At 70.8% G+C, this 18,391-nt stretch carries 19 protein-coding genes and 1 pseudogene; 5 read left to right on the forward strand and 15 right to left on the reverse strand.

Annotated features, from left to right (window positions below):
• Nucleotides 1–119: 119 nt before the first annotated feature.
• The 7 genes from EV372_RS28720 to EV372_RS28750 all read right to left on the reverse strand — a co-directional run bounded on the left by EV372_RS28720 (nt 120) and on the right by EV372_RS28750 (nt 3,981).
• On the reverse strand, nt 120–686 hold the full coding sequence (locus tag EV372_RS28720) for an HNH endonuclease (RefSeq protein WP_130398657.1): 567 nt from the start codon (nt 684–686) through the stop codon (nt 120–122).
• Entirely contained in the window at nt 670–792 is a 123-nt protein-coding gene (locus EV372_RS28725) for a hypothetical protein (RefSeq protein ID WP_130399167.1), read from the reverse strand. Before EV372_RS28725 ends, EV372_RS28720 begins: the two co-directional genes overlap by 17 nt.
• A complete protein-coding gene (locus tag EV372_RS28730) occupies nt 789–1,199 on the reverse strand; it encodes a hypothetical protein (protein ID WP_130398658.1) in 411 nt (136 codons plus the stop codon). Before EV372_RS28730 ends, EV372_RS28725 begins: the two co-directional genes overlap by 4 nt.
• Complete coding sequence (locus EV372_RS28735; RefSeq protein ID WP_130398659.1) at nt 1,196–1,441, reverse strand: hypothetical protein; 246 nt, start codon at nt 1,439–1,441, stop codon at nt 1,196–1,198. Before EV372_RS28735 ends, EV372_RS28730 begins: the two co-directional genes overlap by 4 nt.
• A 49-nt stretch (nt 1,442–1,490) precedes the next feature.
• Nucleotides 1,491–1,679 carry a hypothetical protein gene (locus EV372_RS28740; RefSeq protein ID WP_130398660.1) on the reverse strand — a complete coding sequence of 63 codons (189 nt, stop codon included), beginning with the start codon at nt 1,677–1,679 and terminating at the stop codon, nt 1,491–1,493.
• Nucleotides 1,680–2,037: 358 nt separating this feature from the next.
• On the reverse strand, nt 2,038–2,307 hold the full coding sequence (locus tag EV372_RS28745; protein WP_130398661.1) for a hypothetical protein: 270 nt from the start codon (nt 2,305–2,307) through the stop codon (nt 2,038–2,040).
• A gap of 795 nt (nt 2,308–3,102) precedes the next feature.
• Nucleotides 3,103–3,981: a tyrosine-type recombinase/integrase gene (locus EV372_RS28750; RefSeq protein WP_130398662.1), complete on the reverse strand. Its 879-nt coding sequence runs from the start codon at nt 3,979–3,981 to the stop codon at nt 3,103–3,105.
• Between the two features lie 50 nt (nt 3,982–4,031).
• Between EV372_RS28750 and EV372_RS28755 the strand changes: the two are divergent.
• From EV372_RS28755 to EV372_RS28770, 4 genes and pseudogenes are all read left to right on the forward strand, one after another.
• Nucleotides 4,032–5,342 (forward strand): annotated as a pseudogene (locus EV372_RS28755) (ATP-binding cassette domain-containing protein); the annotation flags it as partial.
• A gap of 67 nt (nt 5,343–5,409) precedes the next feature.
• The gene (locus EV372_RS28760) at nt 5,410–6,153 is read left to right on the forward strand and encodes a hypothetical protein (RefSeq protein ID WP_130398663.1); all 744 of its coding nucleotides are present in this window, start codon (nt 5,410–5,412) and stop codon (nt 6,151–6,153) included.
• Nucleotides 6,150–7,493, forward strand: coding sequence for a hypothetical protein (locus tag EV372_RS28765; protein WP_130398664.1), 1,344 nt, complete (start codon nt 6,150–6,152; stop codon nt 7,491–7,493). The genes EV372_RS28760 and EV372_RS28765 overlap by 4 nt, the downstream gene beginning before the upstream one ends.
• Before the next feature lie 3 nt (nt 7,494–7,496).
• Nucleotides 7,497–8,681 (forward strand): hypothetical protein, encoded by a 1,185-nt coding sequence (locus EV372_RS28770; RefSeq protein ID WP_130398665.1) that lies wholly within the window; start codon nt 7,497–7,499, stop codon nt 8,679–8,681.
• Nucleotides 8,682–8,872: 191 nt separating this feature from the next.
• Here EV372_RS28770 and EV372_RS28775 read toward each other — a convergent pair whose 3' ends face one another.
• The 8 genes from EV372_RS28775 to EV372_RS28810 form a co-directional block, all read right to left on the reverse strand.
• A complete protein-coding gene (locus tag EV372_RS28775; protein ID WP_130398666.1) occupies nt 8,873–10,123 on the reverse strand; it encodes a cytochrome P450 family protein in 1,251 nt (416 codons plus the stop codon).
• Nucleotides 10,123–11,337 (reverse strand): cytochrome P450, encoded by a 1,215-nt coding sequence (locus EV372_RS28780; RefSeq protein ID WP_130398667.1) that lies wholly within the window; start codon nt 11,335–11,337, stop codon nt 10,123–10,125. The genes EV372_RS28775 and EV372_RS28780 overlap by 1 nt, the downstream gene beginning before the upstream one ends.
• Nucleotides 11,338–11,473: 136 nt before the next feature.
• Nucleotides 11,474–12,718 carry a cytochrome P450 family protein gene (locus EV372_RS28785; RefSeq protein WP_130398668.1) on the reverse strand — a complete coding sequence of 415 codons (1,245 nt, stop codon included), beginning with the start codon at nt 12,716–12,718 and terminating at the stop codon, nt 11,474–11,476.
• Nucleotides 12,718–13,929: a cytochrome P450 gene (locus EV372_RS28790; RefSeq protein WP_165436096.1), complete on the reverse strand. Its 1,212-nt coding sequence runs from the start codon at nt 13,927–13,929 to the stop codon at nt 12,718–12,720. Before EV372_RS28790 ends, EV372_RS28785 begins: the two co-directional genes overlap by 1 nt.
• A gap of 59 nt (nt 13,930–13,988) precedes the next feature.
• On the reverse strand, nt 13,989–14,645 hold the full coding sequence (locus tag EV372_RS28795; protein ID WP_130398669.1) for a GTP-binding protein: 657 nt from the start codon (nt 14,643–14,645) through the stop codon (nt 13,989–13,991).
• Nucleotides 14,626–14,985: a DUF742 domain-containing protein gene (locus tag EV372_RS28800; RefSeq protein ID WP_130398670.1), complete on the reverse strand. Its 360-nt coding sequence runs from the start codon at nt 14,983–14,985 to the stop codon at nt 14,626–14,628. The genes EV372_RS28795 and EV372_RS28800 overlap by 20 nt, the downstream gene beginning before the upstream one ends.
• Nucleotides 14,982–15,386, reverse strand: a complete 405-nt coding sequence (locus tag EV372_RS28805; protein ID WP_017564416.1) for a roadblock/LC7 domain-containing protein — start codon at nt 15,384–15,386, stop codon at nt 14,982–14,984. Before EV372_RS28805 ends, EV372_RS28800 begins: the two co-directional genes overlap by 4 nt.
• On the reverse strand, nt 15,386–16,747 hold the full coding sequence (locus EV372_RS28810) for an ATP-binding protein (protein ID WP_197044340.1): 1,362 nt from the start codon (nt 16,745–16,747) through the stop codon (nt 15,386–15,388). The genes EV372_RS28805 and EV372_RS28810 overlap by 1 nt, the downstream gene beginning before the upstream one ends.
• A gap of 1,071 nt (nt 16,748–17,818) precedes the next feature.
• Between EV372_RS28810 and EV372_RS28815 the strand changes: the two genes are divergently transcribed.
• Nucleotides 17,819–18,202 carry an RNA polymerase-binding protein RbpA gene (locus EV372_RS28815; RefSeq protein WP_130398671.1) on the forward strand — a complete coding sequence of 128 codons (384 nt, stop codon included), beginning with the start codon at nt 17,819–17,821 and terminating at the stop codon, nt 18,200–18,202.
• Nucleotides 18,203–18,391 lie beyond the last annotated feature (189 nt).

The following is an 18,391-nucleotide window of genomic DNA, read 5'->3' on the forward strand; positions in this document are numbered from 1 at the left end:
TCACGGTACTGGGTGCGAAATCGGTGGTGGTGTTCTCGCATCGCGAGCACGTCATGAGTCGCATGTCTTCCCCCTCGTCGTAACTGTTACTGATTCTACTTCCCGGTTTCGGGGTCGAACTACTCACGACCCCTCACGCAGCTCTTGCACACCGTGTGTCGTATCTCGGAGCCGTCGCGGTTTCTTCCCTTTCGGTGAAACTCCGCGAGGACACGAGACCGGCCGCAGCTCCTGCACCGCCGGACACCGGCGACCGCTTCGAGCGTGCGCATCGCTGCTTCCGACTGGGGGTGAGTGAACTTCGAACGTTGACACGGAGTGCACAGCAACTGAAGATTGTCGAGTCGGTGAGAACTCCGGGGGTCGGATACGGGGATGACGTGATCCAACGACGGTCCCCGCCCCGTGCGCCACGTTCCAAGACACTGGTTGCACCGGGGGTAGAGCTTCATGAGAACCGCGAGCGGAACCAGTTCGGATTGAACCGGTTCGGCCCCGTGGAACCGCTTGTAACGGAACTCGAAATTCGAAGCGAGTCGCTTGGGGTCCCAGTCCCAGCAATCCTTACAGGCGGATCGAAGCTGGTCACCCGAGTTCGCGTAGAACTCCCAAACGGGAAGCACCCGCTTGCACCGGCTGCACTGCTTCGTCCACATCTGATCTGATATACTATCGGTAACGCTCATGACCTCTCCTGGGTGTGTTTCGGGGGTTGGTGTCCCCGGTCTTGTGTGATCTCGCTTGGTTGCCGCCGCCGCCCGCTCCTGGGGCGGCGGCGGTTCCTTTTATCAGAGTCCGGCGTCCCGAACGACCTTGCGGAGGTTCTCCAGCTCCTCGCGGTCGCGCTCTGCTTTCTTCCGAGCGGCGTACTCGCGCTGGTACTCCGCACTACAGGGACGACAGTAACCAGCGGTGGGCGTGAAATTCGTCGTCTCCTCCTTGCAACGAGGACACCGTTTCTTTCGCGGTGTCGGCTCGGTATCGCGAGCCGCGAAATACGCCGCTGCGGCTTCCTTGGTACAGGAGCGGCACACGAGATCGTCGTCGTCGAAGTCCGTCGTAACCTGTCGACACTCGGGACACACCATCATTTTCTCTTTCGCCGCCTGGTACGTGCACAGGCGGCAGAACTGACCCTGTCGCGTGAAGTTCGACGTTCTCTCGTGACACCGGGGACAGACTCGGACTTCCGGACTCACGACGCCTCCTCAAACTCGGTGAGCGCCGCGCTCAAACGATCGACTAACTCGCGGAGTTGGTCGTGGTCGAAGTCTCCCGTGAGCAGGTCCACGATCGCGGTGATCTTCGCGAACTCGCGTGCTTCACGTGCTTCACGGACCCGCTCGGAGTCCGTTGCGTACACGCGTTCCCGGTTCCGAAGAACCTGGGTCGCTGTTGTCAGGATGGGGTGACGGATAATCAGCTCGGGACGGACGTACATCACGTGTCCTTTCGTTTCTCGACTCGGCAGAGGTGGCAGCGGCAGCGACTCATTCCGCACCCTCTGCGAAGACAGGTCCGGTGCAGAACGACGGCGAGTCGGTGTCGATTTCGATAAACGTCACGGCTCCACCAGAACAGGTCTGGCGTGCATAGAACCTGGTGCCGTTGATGATGCGCAGGTCCGAGAGGGTGGCGTCTCCGCCGCACTCGGGACATTCAAAGAGTGGAACGTTCACGATTCGTTCTCCCCCTTGACGGGAATCCACGCACCGTTAGTCCGCTTGGGATGCCGCCGACACAGTGCGGAACGCACCCTGACGCCGTCCTGGACACCCTTGTGGAAATCGTGCAGCGGTCGCCGCTTCCGGCACCGAAAGCACATTTCCCCCTCGGGTTCGGGCTTCGGTTCCGCTTGGTTCATCTGCTGTACTTCCCCGGGGGAAACAGGGAACCACAAACCGCCGCCCCGGGGGTTGGTCTCCTTGCAGCGACCGCTTCGGGCGTACCCGTATCCATCGGATTTGATGACGAACGCTTCCAGGGGATGGTTGTCGGTACACGACAAACACGCATACCCTTCTCGTTTGTCGATCTTCACGACGCCACCCGACCCTTGATGAACTCCTCGAAACGACCGTCGGTGACGTCGTTCAGGACCTCCAGGATTCCGAGATAGCACCGGTCGTCCTGAACGAAGGTGCCGTCTTCGACACTCATGTAGAAAGTGATCCGAGACCTTGCGATCGCGTAGCGAATCCGAAGACCCCGTTTCTCCTCCTCGGTGCCGTCGAAGTTTCGGAGTTCGTTCTGTAGCACTACGTAGAAATCACGCGCGACATCGACGTTTTTGCTGGTGATACTCATTTTCTCTCCCTGGTTCAGCCCCGCGATTCGGGGTTGTTACCCCATAGTAACATGGAAATTGGACATTCCTCGGACAAAGTGTCCATTTGCACGCATTGGAAAGGGTTACCCGCGTCGGACACGGGGCGCAAGTTCCCATTAGCAAAGGATCCTCGCACCCCGTGTGATATGCGTCACATGGACCGAATCCGGTCGCGAATCCGGAAGCGGAGACGGGTCGCCCAACTTTCGCAGCTATAGCACTTAAAGCTGCGATAGCCGATACCAGCGGTGACGAGCGGCCGGAACGACGTCCGGGGAAGCAGTTCCTGACACCGGAAGCACGTGTACGACATAGCGAAGCCGTTTCTGTGACCACGTAGCAGGGGGACTAGGTCCCCTACCGTGGTTGCGCGTCGCCGTTCATGTCTCCCCCTGCGTCGTCTGTAGCTACATCTTCGGTCACCGTTCACCGGGTGACAAGAGCCAAAACGCTTTTGTCCTTTTTGAAACGGGCACCGGCTACAAGCCCCTGTTCCCAGTGAATCCCGCGACCCCGACTTTCAAGTCTGGGTAAAGTAGCTCTCCTCCTCGGTCACCGCGTCCGGATGTCGGGACGTACCCGGACGCGGCGACTGGTTCCAGTCTCCGGCACGGCGTCCCGATTCGGGAAGAACCAAAACGGAAATCGCTAGTTACCGCTTCGAGATCACTGCAACCAGGGGGTTTCCGTCGCACGGAGTAGCGTTGAGTAAGGAGTCCGCGACGCCGCACAGAGAACCCGCTCCGGTCGCCGGAGCGGGTTCGTGTCCCCCGTCAGAGGTTGTCAGCGATGCTGTGCCGCTTGTTCAGCTCCGCAGCGCGCCGCGCGGTCGCTTCGCGGACATAGCGCTTCATGGACGCCGTTCCCGTCCACCCTCCCGCGTGCTGCACGGTGAGTTCTCCGGCGTCCGTCCCGAGCTGCGCCGTCGCCCATGTGTGGCGGAACCGGTGCGGGTGCACGTGAGCGACTCCGGCGCGCTGACAGTACCGAGTCACGACAGGTTGGAGAGCCTTGTAGTTCATCGCTCCCTGCGTCGTCAGAAACAGGTCGGGTAGGTCCCGGTGCTTGTGACCGGACCGCGCGCGGAGATACCGCCGGAGTTCGGTAGCCGTTCGTGCTCCGAACCCGACCGTCCTAGGTCCGGACTTCCCGGAGATCGTGACGGTGTTGGCTGTCACGTTCACATCAGTGAGCTTCATGTTGAGTAGTTCCCCGACACGGCATCCGGTGTCCACCAGAACCAGCAGAATCAGACGGTTCCTGTGGTCGTTGAACCGTCCGTTCCCCTTGACTGCTAGCAGCTTTCGGAGGTCTTCCGGTGACACGGTCGGCACCGGCTTCACGGGTGCGGTGGGTGCGGGAACCCGGTCAACTGGTGATACCAGGATCTCACCCTCCGAGACGAACCATCGGTACATCGCTCGGACGTCACCGTGGAACCGGACGATCGAAGCGGGTGCGGTCCCTTCCGCGTACTCCGCTGCCAGGAACGACCGCACGGTTCGCGGTGTCGCCTTCAACAGCTCCCCGTCTCCCACGTGGCGCAGGTACCTGTCCAGTGAGTACCGGTAGGTCCGGAGCGTGTGAGGGGAGCGTCCCCGCAACCGAACCGCGTCGATGAAGTCGGCTACAAGCATCTCATTCTGGTTCATGATGCAGCGTTTCTGTGAGGGGTAGGAATCCCCTTCGGAGTGGTGTTTGCGCAGGTCACGGCGACGCGGGCGGCTACGACGCCGAGGTCGTGTGGGACCAGTGCTGCACGGCGGCGCTGGGCGCCCCCTACGAGCGCTGCCGGTGGCGCGAGGTGCGCACGCTGTCGGGCGGCGAGCAGAAACGCCTGGTCGTCGAGGCCCTGCTACGGGGCCCGGCGCCGGTGCTGCTGTTGGACGAGCCGGACAACTACCTCGACGTTCCGGGCAAGCGCTGGCTGGAGGAGGCGCTGCTGGCCACCCCCAAGACGGTCCTGTTCGTCTCGCACGACCGCGAGCTGCTGAGCCGGGTTCCGGACCGGATCGTCACGGTCGAACTGGGCGCGGCGGGCAACACGGCGTGGGTGCACGGGGGCGCGTTCGACACCTACCACAACGCCCGCCGGGAGCGGTTCGCGCGGCTGGACGAGCTGCGGCGGCGCTGGGACGAGGAGCACACCAAGCTCAGGGCGCTGGTGGCCGCCTACAAGCAGAAGGCCGCCTACAACTCCGACATGGCCTCGCGCTACCAGTCGGCGCGGACCCGGCTGCGCAGGTTCGAGGAGGCGGGGCCGCCGCAGAAGCTGCCCCGGGAGCAGAACCTGCGGATGCGGCTGCGCGGCGGCCGGACGGGCAAGCGGGCGCTGGTGTGCGAGGGGCTGGAGCTGACCGGGCTGATGCGCCCGTTCGACCTGGAGGTCTGGTACGGCGAGCGGGTGGCGGTGCTGGGCTCCAACGGGTCGGGCAAGTCGCACTTCCTGCGGCTGGCGGCCGGGGGCGGCAGCGATCCCCGGTCGTCGGTGCTGCCGGAGGAGGACAGGGCGAAGGTGCCGCCGGTGGAGCACGGCGGCACGGCGCGGCTGGGCGCGCGGGTGCTGCCGGGGTGGTTCGCGCAGACCCACGAGCACCCCGAGTTCGCGGGGCGCACGCTGCTGGACATCCTGCACCGGGGGCAGGGCACCCGCCGGGGCGTGCCCCGCGACGAGGCGGGGCGGGCGCTGGACCGCTACGAGCTGGCGCCGGCCGCGGAGCAGACCTTCGACACGCTCTCGGGCGGTCAGCAGGCGCGGTTCCAGATCCTGCTGCTGGAGCTGTCGGGGGCGACGATGCTGCTGCTGGACGAGCCCACGGACAACCTGGACGTGGTGTCGGCGGAGGCGCTGGAGTCGGCGCTGGAGGCCTACGACGGCACGATCCTGGCGGTGACGCACGACCGCTGGTTCGCCCGCGGGTTCGACCGGTTCGTGGTGTTCGGCGCCGACGGAGGCGTCTACGAGGCGCCGGAGCCGGTGTGGGACGAGGGGCGGGTGCGCCGCGAACGGTAGGGGCTCCTCGACTCGGAAGAGGGGACGATAGGTTGATAAAAACTGCATAAGCCTCAGAAGGTTATTGATGCGACATCCCCCGCCGCTCGCCCGTCTCCTGCTCCTGGCCGGGTTCCTCGGCGCGTTCCTGGCCGCGCTGCCGTGGGAGCCCGCCCCGGCCCACGCCTCCCCCGACTACGGCACCTCCTCCGCCGAGGCCGGGGAGTTCTACGCCCGCGTGCTGGAGGAGCACGGCGGCGTGTTCGTGGAGGAGGAACTCGCCGGTGTGCTGGACCGCCGCGAGACCGCCGAGGACCTGCGCGCCCTGCTGGAGGAGTACGGCGTCACCGTCGACGTGCTGGTCATGGCCGGTCGCGGCGAGCACCTCGCCGCGTACGACCTGGCCTTCGCCATCAGCGTGCACAGCGATCGTCCCCTCCTCGTCCTTTCCGTGGACAGCCTCCACATCGGCTACGCCAACCTGGGGAAGGCGGGTCTGCACCTGAGCGCCGTGGAGTACGCCATCACCACCGGCGCCTGGTCCGAGCTCCCCGCCGACAGACTCGAACGCGTGCTGCGCGTGTCCGACCACCCCGACATGGACGAGCTCGCGGAACAGGCCGATGAGGAGTTCCTCGCCCGCTCCGACATCGCGCTCGACGAGGGCCAGGAGCGGGACTCCGCGGCCAGGGCCACGCTGTTCTGGCGTGAGTACCGGTGGGTGCCGTGGGCCGGAGGCGCCCTGGGCGCCGCCCTGACCTACACGGCGGTCGTCACGGCCCTGCGCTGGTACCGGCACGCGCGTTCGTCACGAGGGGAAGGGCTCGCATGAGCCGCACACGCCCGCGGTACGCCCTTCTGACCCGGGTACTGGCCGCCCTGCTCCTGTGCGCGCTCCCCTCCCCCGCGCACGCGGCCGAACCCGACACCTCCGTCGGGTCCGTCGCGGAGATCACCGACCTCTCCCGGGTGGAGCGGGTCGCCGGGGAGCTGGAGGACAGCCCCCTGTACGTCCACCACGAGCTGCGAAGCCAGTGGTCGCAGCGCTCTCTGGAGGAGGTGGAGGAGAGCCTGACCTCCGGACCGCTGGCGGACCTGTCGGTACGCGTCGTGGTCTACCCGTCGGTGCCCGGGGACGAGACCGCGGGACAGCCCGCGCTGTTCCTGAGCGCCCTGCACGAGGTGTCGGGGCGGGACGGGGTCTACGTGGCGGTCACCAGGGACCACCGGGTGGCGTTCGCGACCTTCGACAGCCCCCTGCGGGTTCCCGACGTCGACACCGAGGGGCTCGGGCTCGGTTACGCTGCCCGCACCCACCAGATCCTGGACCTGCTGGAGGAGGCTTCCCTCGGTCCCGAGACCTCCGTCGAGCTGACCCGGGGAGATCCGTCCGATCGCGATGAGGCGGTCCGGCGCCCGCGTGGCGACGCCGAGCGGTTCTGGTTCGCGGCACTGTTCCCCGGTGTCCTCCTCGGACTGGTGCTCGTGGGCGTGCGCGTCCTCTTCAGCAGGCCATCGACCTGGCAGCCCCTGAGTTGGCCGCCCCAACCGCTACGGCCGCTCCGGGCCCTGGCAGGACGGCTGCGGTCGCGGATCGCAGGGTTCCGGTCATGGAGCGCGGGGCTGCGGACCGCCGCCGAGAACCCGTACAGGGCGAGGTGGGCGCCCAACCGGCCGTGGCGCTGGTGGCTGCGCCCGGTCCTGGGCCGTGAGCTGCGCCGCTTGCGCCTGCTCGTCGAGGCGGCCCCCGCCGACCACCCCGAACGCGCCCGGGCAGTGGAGGCCTACGACGCCGCCGGGCTCATCGCCCAGTCCCCGGACCTGCCGCCGCAGGCCATGGTCTGCGCGGTCGTCGTGGCCCGCAACGGCGTCCAGCTGATGAGGCACCCCGACCTTCCGCTCCTGGAGCCCTGCCAATTCAACCCTCTGCACGGGGCGGCGAGCAGTAGGGGCCGCGAGTACCGCCTTCGAAGGCGCCTGACGTGGTGGCAGGTCTGCGATCGCTGCGTCGGGCGACGGTTCGACCCGCGTTTCGGTCTCTTCACGCCCTCCCTGCCCCTCCTGGTGAACGGGGAGCCCACGCACTACCGCCATGCCAAGGACGTCTGGGCCGAGGCCGCCACCGCTCCTGATCGCGCCTTCGCGCGTATCCGCACAGAACTGGAGGTGTGAGCGATGCGAGCGCTCGCCCTGTCCCTGCTGGCCGCCCTCGCCGCGCTGTCCGCCCCCGCCGCGGCGGCCCCCGCGCACGCCGATGGCAACTGGCGCTACGCCGAGGCCACCGTCTCGTCGGACGACCCCCTCCACGTCGGCCCCCGGCACCGGTCCGCCATGGACGCGCTGGCAGAGGAGGCGCTGCGGGAGCGCCTGGAGGAGGCGGAGGTACCGGTCTACATCGTGATGGTCACCCAGCGGGGCAACCTGGAGGAGTACCCGGCCGCGATGGCGAGGGCCGCCGGTTCCCCCGGGTACTTCTTCGTCATCGGCTGGGACGGTCAGGAGGTGCACGGAGGCCAGTACGGCATGGACGACACCCTCGTCGACGGGCTGGACACGGCACAGATGGCCGCGGCGGTGGTCAACGACGATCCCGAGTGGGCGCAGGCTCCCGCCGCCGAGCGGCTGCACCGGCTCGTGGACCTGACCGAGAGCGGCGAGGCCCCCTCGGCCTACCGGGACCTCCGTGACGGCCCCGGTCCCTCCGGGTGGACGCTGGCCCTGGGCGGCGCAGGTGCGGCGGGGATCGCGGCGGCGCTCTGGTCCGGGATCCGCCGGTGGTCGCGCCGTCCGATCCGCGTGGTGCCGCTGACCGAGGTGGTCGCCGCCACCGTCGGTCAGGCGCAGCAGGACGAGTACCGTGCCCGGATCTCCGAACGCCTCACCGGGTGCGGGCAGCGGGTGTCCGCGCGCGGGGACTCCTCGGAGGAGGTTCAGCGGGCGCTGGAGGCCTACACCGCCGCGGCCAAGGTGTTCGACTCCGCCGACGACAAGTCCGACCTGGTGGGCGTGCAGGTCCTGCTGGACATGTGCGACGCGGCACTGGACGGCGAGATCCGACCGGCGCACTGCTTCTTCGACCCGCGCCACGCCGGCGGCAAGGCCATGGTCCGGTGGCGGGCCCCGGCCTCGTTCGACTCGGTGCGGGTCCTGGCGTGCCGCGAGTGCCGCAAGGCCGTCAGGGCGCACCTCACTCCGCAGTCGGTCCTGGACTCCACCGGCGCACGCCCGCTCCCCTACTACTCCGTGCCGCCGGAGCACAGCGTGTGGGCGGCGACCGGGTACGGCACCCTGGTCTCGGACCTGCCCGCGCGGATCATGCGCGGTGAGCACCGCGGGCAGGACGGCGACCGCAGGGCCTGACCGGACCCCACCCCTTCGCCATGACGCCGCCATGCCAGGCCGCAGGCTGGCATGGCAGCGTCATCCCAGGCCGGGCCCCCGCATCACACCGGGGCCGTTCTCGGTCGAGCCGCTATCCGACGGGCGGTTCGGTGTCGATCACGGCCGAGCAGTCCTCCGGGCGTCCGCCCACGGTGAGCGTGCCGCACCGGTCAGGGGCGCAGCACGACCGGGAACTCCCTCAGACTGGTGACCGAGAGCGCGGACTGCACCCGCAGCTCCTCGTCGGGGACGGCCAGCCGCAGGTCGGGGTAGCGCTCGAAGAGCATCGGCAGGATGATCCCGGCCTCCAGGCGCGACAGCGGCGCCCCGGGGCAGATGTGCGGGCCGTACCCGAAGGTGATGTGGCGCCCCTTGGTGCGCTGCGGGTCGAAGACGGACGGGTCCGGGTCCTCACCGAACTCCGCGCGGTCGCGGGTGGCCGCGCCGTAGTGCGTCATCAGCGCCTCGCCCTTGCGGATGGTCTGCCCGCCGACCTCCACGTCCTCGGTGGCGAAGCGGAACATCATGACGTTGTTGGGCGGGTCGTAGCGCAGCGTCTCCTCGATGACCTGCTCCCACGTCACCTTGTCCGCCTTGAGCAGGGCGAACTGGTCGGGGTGGGCGAGCAGGGCGCGCACCACGTTGTTGAGCAGGTTGACGGTGGTCTCGTGCCCGGCCGCCACCACCGTCAGCAGGGTGATGGTGACCTCGGTGTCGCTGAGGGAGTCGCCGTCCTCCCGGGCCCTGAGCAGGTCGGCGGTGAAGTCGTCGTGCTCGTCCAGGCTGGCGCGCTTGCGGGCGACCATCTCGGCGAAGAACTGGAACAGGGCGCCGTAGATCCGCAGGTGCTCGCCCTCCTCGGTCGTGCCGGAGAAGAGCTTGGCGTACATCTCGCCGAGCTGGGCGTACTCGGCCTCGGCCACCCCGTACAGTTCGCCGATCACCCCCATGGGAACCCGGAAGGTGAACTCCGACTTCAGGTCCAGGGGTTCGTGCGCGCGCGGCTCCAGGGCGTCCAGCGCCCGGGCGGTGATCTCCTCGATGCGCGGGCGCAGGCGCTCCACCCGGCGCGCCGAGAAGGGGCTGGCGGTGAGTCTGCGCATGCGCCGGTGGGCGGCGCCGTCCTGGGCCAGCATGTTGGAGCCGTCGGTGGGGATCGTGCCCATCAGCGGCCAGCCCTCGGGGACCCGGCCGCTCTGGTAGTCGTCCCAGTGGTCGACGCTCTTGACGAACCGGGGGTCGTTGAGGGTGGCGCGGCTGACCTCGTGGTGGGTGGTGGCCCAGGCGCGGACCCCGCCGGGGAGTTCGACCCGGGTGACGGGTCCGGCCTGGTGGAGGCGTTCGCGGTCGGCCTGCACGTCGTCGGGCACGGCGTGCACCAGCGGGACTCCGTCGGGGGTGTGCTGGACGGGACAGGGCATCACAGGACTCCTTGCGGGGGTGTGGGGGTGAAGGTGACCGGCAGTGACACGACTCCCCGCACCCAGGGCGAGGGCCGCCAGCGGACCTCCTCGGCGGGGATGGCCAGTTCCACGTCGGGCAGGCGGTCCAGCAGCACCTCCACCGCCGTGACCGCCATGACCTCGGCGATCCCCTGCGCGGCGTGGGGGCAGCTGTGCTCGCCGTGGGAGAAGGACAGGTGGGCGTGGTTGCCCCTGACGGCCGAGGAGCGCTCGCCGGTGTGCAGCCGGGGGTCCTTGTTGGCCGCGGCGTAGCCCAGCAGGAGCAGGTCGCCCCTGCGGATGACCCTGCCGTCCAGCTCGACGTCGCGGGCGGCGAAGCGCCCGGCGTTCATCTGGGACGGGGAGTCCTCCCACAGGACCTCGGCCAGGGCCTCGCGCACGCTGCTGCGGGCGCCCGCCATGGAGGCGGAGAAGCGGTCGTCGGTGAGCATCAGGCGCAGCGCGTTGCCGATCCACTCGGAGGTGGTCTGGTGGGCGCCGCCCAGGACGGCGACCAGTTCGGCGACCAGGTCCGCGTCGCCGTAACCCGCCGGGTGGGCGATCATCCGGGACACCACGTCGGGTCCGGGGTCGGCGCGGCGGGAGGCGACGAGCCGGGCGAACTCGGCGGCGACCTGGGCGTGGGCGCCGACGGCGTCGGGACCGGCGTCGAACAGGGTGCCCATCAGGGTGGTGACCGCCTCGCCGCGTTCGTCGTCGAGGCCGTACATCCAGCACAGGACCAGGGACGGGAGCCGCTGCGCGTAGTGCGTGCGCAGGTCGGTGCCGCTGGAGGCGCAGAACCCGTCGACGAGACGGTCGGCCAGGCGGGCGGTGACCGCGCGCAGCTCGTGCGGGTCGGCCCCGTTCAGGGCGTCGTTGACCGCGGCGGTGCGGCGACGGTGCTCCTCGCCCTCCGCGGACAGCAGGTTGGGCTGGGGCGCGAGCACCGGCAGCAGCGGCCAGTCCGGCGGCACCCGGTCCCAGGCGTTCCAGCGGCGGGGGTCGCGCGCGAACACCTCGGGTGTGTTGAGGACGTGGTGGAGCTCGTGGTAGCCGATGACCAGCCACGCGGGGATGTCGCCCTCCATGAGCACGGGCACGACGGAACCGTGTTCGGCGCGCATGGCCCGGTAGGAACCCTGGGGGTCGGCGTTGAAGCGGGGGTCGTACAGCCGGACGGGGTCGGCCACTCTCGGTCCTCCGGGAGAAGGGGGCGGGCGGCCGCTCGGCTCGGCCGTCGGGGATGGGTCCGGTGCCGCCTCCGGGGTTCGGGGAACACCGGAGGCGGGTCCGAGGGGCGCGTCGGCCGGGTCTGGGGCCGGCGCGCTAGGGACGCAGCAGAACGGGCAGTTCCTGGAGGCTGTTGACGATGATCGAGGGGTGGTGGCGCAGCTCCCCGTCGGGGACCGCCAGCTCCAGGTCGGGGTAGCGCTCGAAGAGCATGGGCAGGGCGATCCGCCCCTCCATGCGGGCCAGGGTGGCTCCGGGACACACGTGCGGCCCGTACCCGAAGGAGATGTGACGGCCCTGGGAGCGGGTGAGGTCGAAGGCGTCGGGGTGGGGGTCCTCACCGTGCTCGGCCCGGTCGCGGCTGACCGCCCCGTAGGAGACCATGAGCGCCTCCCCCCTGCGGATCGTGCTCCCGGCGGCCTCGACGTCCTCGGTGGCGAACCGGAAGATCATGTTGGAGGTGGGCGGGTCGTAGCGCAGCGTCTCCTCCACGACCGCGTCCCAGCCGACCTTCCCCTCCTTGACCAGGGCGAACTGGTCGGGATGGGTGAGCAGGGCGCGCACGGCGTTGCACAGCAGGTTGACGGTGGTCTCGTGCCCCGCGGCCACGGTGACCTGGAGGGTGCCGCGCACCTCCAGGTCGGTGAGGGCGTCGCCGTTCTCGTCCGCACGGAGGAGGTCGCTGGTCAGGTCCTGCCCGGGCCGGGCGCGCCTGTCGGCGACCATGTCGTCGTAGTACTTCTCCAGGGTGGCGTAGACCCGCGTGAACTCCTCGGGGCCGGTGACCGAGGAGAAGAACTTCACGTACAGCTCGCGCAGGTGGTCGAACTCGCTCCGGTCCACCCCGTACAGCTCGCCGATGACGTTCATCGGAAGCCGGAAGGCGAACTCCGACTTCAGGTCCAGGGGTTCGTGCGCGCGGGGCTCCATGGCGTCGAGCAGCTCGGCGGTGAGCTCGCGGATCCGCGGGCGCAGGCGCTCGACGCTGCGCGCGGAGAAGGCCCGGGCGGTGAGCAGGCGCAGCCTTCGGTGCTCGGCCCCGTCGGTGCCCAGGAGGTTGGTGGGGGTCGGCGGGATGGTGCTGAGCAGCGGCCAGGCCTCGGGGATGCGGCCGCTCTGGTAGTCGTCCCAGTGGGCGACGTCCTTGACCAGGCGGGGGTCGGTGAGCAGGGCGCGGGCGGCCTCGTGGTGGGTGACGGCCCAGGCGGTCACGCCGCCCGGCAGCTCGACCCGGGTGAGGGGCCCGGCGGCGTACAGGGTCTCGCGCTCGGCGCGCAGGTCGGTGACGTGGGGGTCCAGGACCAGGGTGCCTTCGGGATCGTGCTGGACGGGGCAGGGCATCAGTGCGCTCCCAGGGGCGGTACGGGGGTGAAGGCCACGGGCAGTGAGGCGACGCCCCGCACCCAGGGCGAGGGGCGCCATCGCAGTTCGGAGGGGTCGACGGCCAGTTCGAGGTCGGGCAGCCGGTCCATGAGCACCTCGATGCCGGTCACCGCGACGACCTCGGCGATCTCCTGCGCCGGGTAGGGGCAGGAGTGCTCGCCGTGGGAGAAGGACAGGTGGGCGTGGTTGCCCCGGTCGCCGGGGGCGGGGCCCGCGGAGCGCACGCGCGGGTCGGTGTTGGCCCCCGCCAGCCCGAGCAGCACCAGGTCGCCCCGGCGGATGAGCTGTCCGCCCAGCTCCACGTCGTGGACGGCGAAGCGGCCCGCGTGGACCTGCGTGGGGGTGTCCTCCCACAGGACCTCGTTGAGCGCCTCCCGGGCGCTGCGGCGGGCGCCCGCGAGGGAGGAGGCGAAGTGGTCGTCGGTGAGCATCAGGCGCAGCGCGTTGCCCAGCCACTCGCCGGTGGGCTGGTTGCCGCCCCCGAGCAGGACGACCAGCTCGGGGACCGCCTCCTCGTCGGTGTAGCCCGCGGGATGGGCGAGCAGGCGCGAGACCACGTCGGACCCGGGCTCGGCGCGCCGTCGGGCGACGAGTTCGGTCATGGCGGCCAGGAGGGCGCGTTGGGCCTCCAGTGCCCGGGCCCCGCCGTCGATCATGGTGGTCATGAGGGAGGCGGCGTGGTCGCCCCGCTCGTCGTCCAGCCCGTAGAGCCAGCTCAGCACCAGGGCCGGCAGGCGCGCGGTGTAGGAGGGGCGCAGGTCCGTCCCGGCCGAGGCGCAGAACCCGTCGACGAGGCGGTCGGCCAGGCGGGCGGTGACCGCGCGCAGCTCGTGCGGGTCGGTCCCGGCCAGGGCGTCGGCGACCGCTCCGGCGCGCCTGCGGTGCTCGTCCCCTTCCGAGTACAGGACGGTGGGCAGCTGCATCACCAGCGGCAGCAGCGGCCAGTCCGGCGGCACCCGGTCCCAGGCGTTCCAGCGGTGCGAGGCGCGCGCGAACACCTCGGGGGCGTTGAGGACGTGGTGCAGCTCGCGGTAGCCGATGACCAGCCACGCGGGCACGTCGCCCTCCATGAGCACGGGCACCACGGAACCGTGTTCGGCGCGCATGGCCCGGTACGTGCCGCCGGGGTCGGTCCGGAAGTCGGGGCCGTGGAGGCGGACCGGGCGGATCCCTGTGCCGCTCACCGGGCAGGTCCCGGTGCCGCTCACCGGGTAGGACCGGGGGGCGCTCACCGGGCGGCTTCCGTGACCAGGGCGCGGACGTGGCCGACCAGCGCGATGAGGACCCGCTTGGCCGAGTCGCGTGCGCGCGCGTCGCAGCGCAGCAGCGGTACCGAGGCGTCCAGGTCCAGGGCGGCGCGCACCTTCTCCAGGCTGTGCTCGGCCTCGCCGAAGTCGTTGTGGGCCACGACGAAGGGCGTGCCCTGGGCCTCCAGGCGGTCGATGGCGTAGAAGGAGTCCTCCAGGCGCCGGGTGTCCACCAGGACCACCGCGCCCAGGGCCCCGGAGAACAGGCGGTCCCACAGGAACCAGAAGCGTTCCTGGCCCGGGGCGCCGAAGACGTAGAGCACCGAGGCGGCGTCCAGGGTGATGCGGCCGAAGTCGAAGGCGACGGTGGTGGCGCGCTTGGACTCCACCCCGTCCACGTCGTCGACGCCGTGCCCCGCCCGGGTCATGGTCTCCTCGGTGCTGAGCGGGCGGATCTCGCTGACCGAGCGGACCAGGGTGGTCTTGCCGACCCCGAAGCCGCCCACGACCGCGATCTTGAGGGCGTACTCGGCGGTGTCGGGCAGCGGGACGCGGACGGCCTCGCGGGTGCGGTCCGCGGCGGCGTACGGGGGGTCCGGGGGCGGGGCCGAGCGGGGATCAGAGGTTGTGGAGTGCAACGAGGACCTTCTCCAACACGTCCGGGGAGGCGAGGGGGTGGGCCGGTGAGGGCGCGGGGCGGGGGTGGCGCGCGGTGGCCAGGCCGGTGTCGAGCAGGTCGGTGACCAGGATGCGCACGATCGCCACCGGCAGGCGCAGGTGGGCGGAGATCTCCACCACCGCCGTCGGGCCCCGGCACAGCCGCAGGATCCGGGCGTGCTCGGACTGCATGCCGGGGGCGGGCGCGCTCTCGGCCACGATGAGGGTCACCGCGTCCAGGGAGTCGTCGGCCCCGCCGCTGCGGCCCGAGGTGATGACGTAGAGGCGGTCCGGACCCTCCTGCTGGTGCGGGCGCGTCATGCCGGTCCGGCTCCGGCGCGGGGCGGGGTGGTCAGGTGCTCGCCCATCTGCTCGACCAGCTCGTTCATGTTGTGGCCGACCAGACCGGGTTCGGCCTCCTCGGAGGTGATGACGGCCAGGTGTGCGCCGTGTCCGGCCTCGACGATGAACAGCAGGCCGCCGTAGAACTCGGCCATGGCCTGACGGACGCCGCCCGCCCCGTCGCCGAACTCCACCGAGGCGCTGTGCGCCAGGCTCTGCACCCCGGCGGCGATCGCGGCGAGGTGGTCGGCGCTGTCGGCGCGCAGGCCGGAGCTGTGGCAGAGCTTGAGCCCGTCGCGGGAGAGGACGAGGGCGTGCCGGGTGCCGGGCGTGCGTTCCAGGAGGCCTTCGAGGAGCCAGGTCAGCGTGTCGAGGTCCATCATGCGTCCTTGTCGTTCGGGCCGCGCACCGCGGAGCGGAACTCGCCGAAGCCCCTCGCCACGGCGGCGGGGTTGCTCCTGCGCGGTGCGGGCCTGGTGTTCTCGGCCGCCGCGAGGGTCCTGCCCCGGCGGCGCCGGGGCAGTCCGTCGACGTCCTCCGCGGCGGTCTCCTCCGCGGCCGGGGGGACCGCGGCGGGGGTGGGGGCGGTGTCGGGTTCCCGGGCGGCCCCGGGCGGGGGCGCCGGGGAGTCGGGGGCCACGGGCTCGGGCAGGGGTTTGACGAGCTTGCGGGGCAGCAGGAGGACGACCGCCGTGCCACCGCGCGAGGAGGAGCGGAAGGACACCGACAGGCCGTAGCGGTGGGCGATCTGGCCGACGACCGACAGGCCCAGCCGGGTTCCGGAGATGGCGGCCAGGTCCAGGCCGTTCTCGACGGCGCGGCGGGCGCGGCGCAGGGCCTCCTCCCCCATGACCAGGCCGCCGTCCTCGACCATGACCGCGATTCCGGCCTGGACCTCCTCGACGTGGACGTGGACCTCGGCGGTGGGCGGGGAGAACCTGGCGGCGTTGTCCAGGATCTCGGCCAGGGCGTGGATGACGCCCTCGGCGGCGAACCCGGCGACCGCCTGCGTGGAGGCGTTGTGCACGCGGACGCGCTGGTAGGCGCCGATGCGGGCCATGGCGCCGCGGACGACGCTCTCCATGCCGATGGCCCGGCCCCAGCGGCGGCCGGAGCGGGCCCCGGTGAGGACGGCGATGCTGTCGGCGACGCGTCCGACCTGGGCGGTGCTGTGGTCCAGGTGCATGAGGTCGCCGAGGACGCCGGCGCTGGTGTCCCCGTCGCCGTGGCGCTCCTGCATCCGGCGCAGGTCGGCGAGCATGGTGGTGCTCAGGGCCTGGACGCGCCCGGCGGCGGTGGCGCAGGCGGCCATAGCGGCCGAGCGCCGGCGTTCGGCGGCGGCGATCTCGGTGGCGGCGGCCCGCAGGACGGCGTGGCCCCCGTGGTCGGCGGGGAGGGGCAGGGCGCGCAGGGCGGTGTCGGCGGAGTCGCCCGCGCGCAGGCGCCGCGCCAGGAGGGGCAGGTACTCGTCGGCCAGGGAGGCGGTGTCGGCGCGCAGCGCGTCGAGCCGGGCGCCCAGGTCGTGGATCCGCCGGTCGCGCCGGTCGAGCAGCACCGCGAGGACCAGCAGGAACACGAGGGGAACCGCGGAGGCGGCCAGGACGGGCAGGGTCCGGGCCTCGGGCGCGGCCCACGGGAGCACGGCCCAGAAGGGCAGCGCCGCGAGGGGGAGGAGGAGCCAGCGCGGCGCGGACGGCCGCGCGGGCACGGCTCCTCGGGGGAGGGGGGTCTCAGCAGTCATGGGGCTCCACGTCCGGCCGCGCCGTCGCTCCTGGTTCCGGCACGTGAGGACGCACCGAAGGGGACGTTTCCGGCACGATGTGCACACCTAAAGGAAGGGGATTAATTTCCCCGGCCTGCGCTTTTCGGTGTACGGCGAGTCAACATACCACCAGACACCTCGGGCGGCCATGTCGGCATAATGGCATCTTTATCGCACACGGGGGACGGAGAGCCGGATTCCCTACCAGAGGGCGGATTCCGGAGAGTGATAATCGGCGGCCCGAGAAGGTCCGACCTTTTCCGGAAGCCATTGTCGAGCGCCCGGCTTTTCCAGTCGTGAACTGCGGGAACCGTGCGGCGGCGGGTTCGGGGGGAAGCGCGGTAAGGGTGGACACAGTGTGACGGGCGGGGTTGGCGCGAGGCCGCCCGCGGTCGCGGGTGGCCGGGAACGGCCGCGGACGGCGGCGCGGAACTGGCCTGAGTCGGCCACGGGTTCCGCCGGGGACGGACGCCGGCCCTTCGGGGCGCGGCGGGCGGGACGGACGACGACCCCGCGGACCGCGGAGCACGGCCCACGGCATGGAAGGCGACCGGCGGGAGCGCGCGACGCCCCGCGAACGGCGACCTGCGGGGCCACGCGGCAGTCGGGGGGACGCAACGGACGGCGCGCGACCGGCGGGCGCAGGGGCACGACCAGCCGTCGGCGGACGAGGGCGGGCCGGGCGGAGGGACCGCGCCCGATGGGGACGGGCGGGGCCGCGCGTCCGTCGGCGCGACCGCGCGGCTGTTGATTCGGCCCCAAAGGCGCGGCGCCTCCCCCACCAGGCAGGAGGGCGCGCCGGGAAGGCGAAAACGGGGCTTAGCGGATGTTTTTCTCCCCCTGCGGGCGTATATAGAGACACACCCGAAACAGCCAGCATGGAGTGTCCCATGTCACATGTGCCACACTCGGCGCACCGGACGATGTTTTGGGATCGGGGTGGCCCCCAGACGCCGGAGGTGGTTCGACCTCAGGTCAGCGGGGAATCTTGACGTGGACCGACGCGTTACACCCCGCGAGACCGCACAAGCGCCTGGAGGCACCCACACGATGGCCGAGCGAGCACTTCGCGGCACCCGGCTCGGGGCGACGAGCTACGAGAACGACCGCAACACCGACCTGGCTCCGCGGCAGGAAGTCACCTACGACTGCACCCGGGGCCACCGCTTCTCGGTCACCTTCGCGACCGAGGCAGAGATTCCCGCCGAGTGGGAGTGCCGTTTCTGCGGCGACCGCGCCCTGCGGCGGGACGGCTCCGGCGAGGAGCCCAAGAACGTCAAGCCCACGCGCACCCACTGGGACATGCTGCTGGAGCGCCGGAGCATGGAGGACCTGGAAGAGGTCCTCGCCGAGCGCCTGGCCCTGCTCCGCGCCCGCCGCCGCGAGGAGGCGGCCAAGGTGGAGGAGATCGCCAGGCAGCGGCAGAGCGCCTGAGGCACCCCGCGACACACGGGGGCGGCGGACACGGTCCGCCGCCCCCGTCGTCGTGTCGGGCCCGGGGAACACCGGGGCCGCAGGGGTGATCCTGCTCCCAATGCCGTTGTGGGCGTCCCACAACGGCGCTGGGAGCAGGATCACCGGGGGAGGGCTGCGTGCGCCCCTCCACGGCGTCCCCGGCGCGGA

Source organism: Nocardiopsis sp. CNZ308, from assembly GCF_004217075.1.

Excerpts from the sequence above, each read along its gene's own strand:
- EV372_RS28720 (WP_130398657.1), bottom strand. The coding sequence starts at position 686 with ATGAGCGTTACCGATAGTATATCAGATCAGATGTGGACGAAGCAGTGC.
- EV372_RS28735 (WP_130398659.1), bottom strand. The coding sequence starts at position 1,441 with ATGTACGTCCGTCCCGAGCTGATTATCCGTCACCCCATCCTGACAACA.
- EV372_RS28745 (WP_130398661.1), bottom strand. The coding sequence starts at position 2,307 with ATGAGTATCACCAGCAAAAACGTCGATGTCGCGCGTGATTTCTACGTA.
- EV372_RS28750 (WP_130398662.1), bottom strand. The coding sequence starts at position 3,981 with ATGAACCAGAATGAGATGCTTGTAGCCGACTTCATCGACGCGGTTCGG.
- EV372_RS28760 (WP_130398663.1), top strand. The coding sequence starts at position 5,410 with ATGCGACATCCCCCGCCGCTCGCCCGTCTCCTGCTCCTGGCCGGGTTC.
- EV372_RS28765 (WP_130398664.1), top strand. The coding sequence starts at position 6,150 with ATGAGCCGCACACGCCCGCGGTACGCCCTTCTGACCCGGGTACTGGCC.
- EV372_RS28770 (WP_130398665.1), top strand. The coding sequence starts at position 7,497 with ATGCGAGCGCTCGCCCTGTCCCTGCTGGCCGCCCTCGCCGCGCTGTCC.
- EV372_RS28775 (WP_130398666.1), bottom strand. The coding sequence starts at position 10,123 with ATGCCCTGTCCCGTCCAGCACACCCCCGACGGAGTCCCGCTGGTGCAC.
- EV372_RS28785 (WP_130398668.1), bottom strand. The coding sequence starts at position 12,718 with ATGCCCTGCCCCGTCCAGCACGATCCCGAAGGCACCCTGGTCCTGGAC.
- EV372_RS28800 (WP_130398670.1), bottom strand. The coding sequence starts at position 14,985 with ATGACGCGCCCGCACCAGCAGGAGGGTCCGGACCGCCTCTACGTCATC.
- EV372_RS28805 (WP_017564416.1), bottom strand. The coding sequence starts at position 15,386 with ATGGACCTCGACACGCTGACCTGGCTCCTCGAAGGCCTCCTGGAACGC.
- EV372_RS28810 (WP_197044340.1), bottom strand. The coding sequence starts at position 16,747 with ATGACTGCTGAGACCCCCCTCCCCCGAGGAGCCGTGCCCGCGCGGCCG.
- EV372_RS28815 (WP_130398671.1), top strand. The coding sequence starts at position 17,819 with ATGGCCGAGCGAGCACTTCGCGGCACCCGGCTCGGGGCGACGAGCTAC.